Annotated in this window: 1 protein-coding gene and 1 pseudogene; both read right to left on the bottom strand. The window is 39.1% G+C overall.

Annotated features, from left to right (window positions below; genetic code table 11):
* Positions 1-2042, bottom strand: a pseudogene (locus NPY00_RS06245) (hypothetical protein); the annotation flags it as partial.
* A gap of 258 nt (positions 2043-2300) precedes the next feature.
* Positions 2301-2519 (bottom strand): autotransporter outer membrane beta-barrel domain-containing protein (locus NPY00_RS06240; protein ID WP_269021218.1); only part of this gene is annotated, 219 nt, incomplete at its 5' end.

Here is a 2519-nt window from a genome sequence, read left to right as displayed (position 1 = left end):
AATGCATTGACATAGACCCGCGCATCACCTTCTGCACTGTAAGAAATATGATTTAAAGCTTGCCCATTCTTCGCAATAGCTTGACCTGCTTCAGTAACGTCCTTTCCTTGTCCAATATGCAGTGCTTGATATTTTCCTGCTGTCGGTTTTTCAAAAACAAGACGACTATTACTAAGACTGAACATCGTAAGAGATGAGTCATACAAATCCACTGATCCTAAAGAAATATTCTGCGAATTTGTCGGCTTCATTGCCGTTAAAGTCCACTTTGAACCATCACTTAAAGAAATTTTTGCAACGCCTGTATCATTAGTACGAACTCCTCCTGTTAGTGAAGAATCCTGTGCTCGAATTGTTATAGAAGAGAGAGGTTCAGCTCTAAGCAACAAATTACCAGAAATATTGGATCCTTTTTGTACATCAATGTCGACTTGTTTTTTAGCACCATCATTATAAATGGCTGTACCTTTTGGAACAGTTAAAGTACTATTTTCAAACTTAATCTTTCCTAAATATGAAGGAATTAAATGATCTTCTTTATTTTCCAAAGGAACACTAAAAAAATTGTCCATAGGAACACTAAAAAAATACAGACCATTTGATATGTCACCTTGAATTTTAAGTGTTGTCTCTGCAATTGCAATCCGAGCATAATCATTATTTTGAATATCATCGAAAAATGAACTTATAAGACGCAAGCCATCAATATCAGTTGCATTAACACGAACACGCGTTAAATCAAGTATCCCACCTTGCTTGATATTAAAAACCGCAGGACTCGTTAGAATCTCTTCGTTTATCTCTCCAGTCTCCTGATTTTCTATATTCACACGAAGAACTTTTGAGATAGCCGTAACAGAGACATCTTCCAAACTAGCATATGCTTTTCCATGTACAAAAAGGCCACCAGAATCCGTTGCATTAATTTCTCCTCCCTTCATCTTAATTTTTGCACCAGGATAACTCGCAAGTCCCATTCCCCAAGGAGAAAATTCACTCTTCGAAGGATCAAATCCCACGCCATTAACCTTAATTTTTGTATTCATTAAGAAAACAGATGTTCCATCTCCTTTTGCAACAACCCCTTTTTTCGCTTCAATGATCCCACCATTGACCTCAAATATTCCACCCCTTTCAGCTTGAAGACCCACTTTTACGCCTTCAAGAACTGCATTGTGCAAAGTTACTTTTCCTCCATCAATCGCAACAATTCCATATCCAAAATTCAAATCTGAAGAACCGACAACATGTATATCTTCTGCATGGATCACTGTCCCTGTATTTTTTGCCACAACGGCAGCAGGAGAAAGCAAAGATATATCCGCCTCATCTTCATTTTGTTCACTTTCTAAATCTTCCTCTTCAAGCTCTTCCAAATCCTCATCTTCTTCCTCATCGTCTTCCTGACTTTCTAAACCTTCCTCCTCCGGATTTTCACCTATACCGTTCGCACCATCTTCCTCATCCTCGTCCTCTCCATTGGAATTATAACCGCTTTCATCACCGCCCTCATCCTCCTCGTCCTCATCTTCGTCCTCGTCCTCATCATCCTCGTCACCGTCCTCATCCTCCTCGTCCTCATCCTCGTCATCGTCCTCATCCTCCTCAGCACCCTCCTCCTCAGCATCTTCTTCGGTCTCTTCCACACCATCTTCTTCAGCAGAACTCTCTACATCTACTACCTTGGTAGTGCCTGCATCTTTTGAAGATTCCTCACCCCCCATTCCATCTTGGTTTTCTTCTTCAGCTGCCTCTCTCTCCTCCTCGCTCTCATCCTCATCACTGTCATCTTCATCGCTTTCCACTTGAAGAGGCGCATTCAACTGATATTTTTTGCCTTTAATGATATGCGTTTGACCATCATCGCAGTAATCCAATGCTTCTTCTCTATTATCTTTCTGATCTCCACATCCAGAGCCAAGGCTCCCAGCGTTTAGCACACCCGATGACGCCTGCGCAGAAACAGTAACATTATACAAAAAAGGAACAAGAGCCGTTGTAAGGGCACACAAATACATATGATTTTTAAATATTTTAATCATAATTCTGTAGTAAACTTTCTCCCCCACCCAATGAACAAACTATACTTATTAAAAACCAAGTAATATTTTGGACAGAATTCAATACAAAACGGATAAAATATTAAGTATTAATAAAACACTATTGTAAAATGCATAATTCATTCTGTGTTTTGTGTAAAGATAAAAACAAAAAACACAACAAAGTTATTACAGATCCCAATAACTTTGTTGTGTTTCTAAAATTATACTTATGATATGAAATTGATCGCCAATGAATGCTTAAAACTGATAGCGTATTCCACCAGAGAAACTAGTTCCCGAAAAGCCTGCATCCGTCAACTTATGCTGATAAACAAGATCTCCCTGAAGCGATATCTTTGAAGAGACTTTGGCATTAACACCTAAACCAGCTTCTAATGAAGAACCAAACGCTCCCAACTGGAATGTATCTTTAAAATGCACAGACTGTTGCTTCTTCAAACCACTCGCTAAATGCAG

It is taken from the genome of Bartonella sp. F02 (assembly GCF_026929975.1).
In the GTDB taxonomy this organism is placed as follows: Bacteria; Pseudomonadota; Alphaproteobacteria; order Rhizobiales; family Rhizobiaceae; genus Bartonella.
This window is presented reverse-complemented; position numbering and strand designations above follow the sequence as displayed.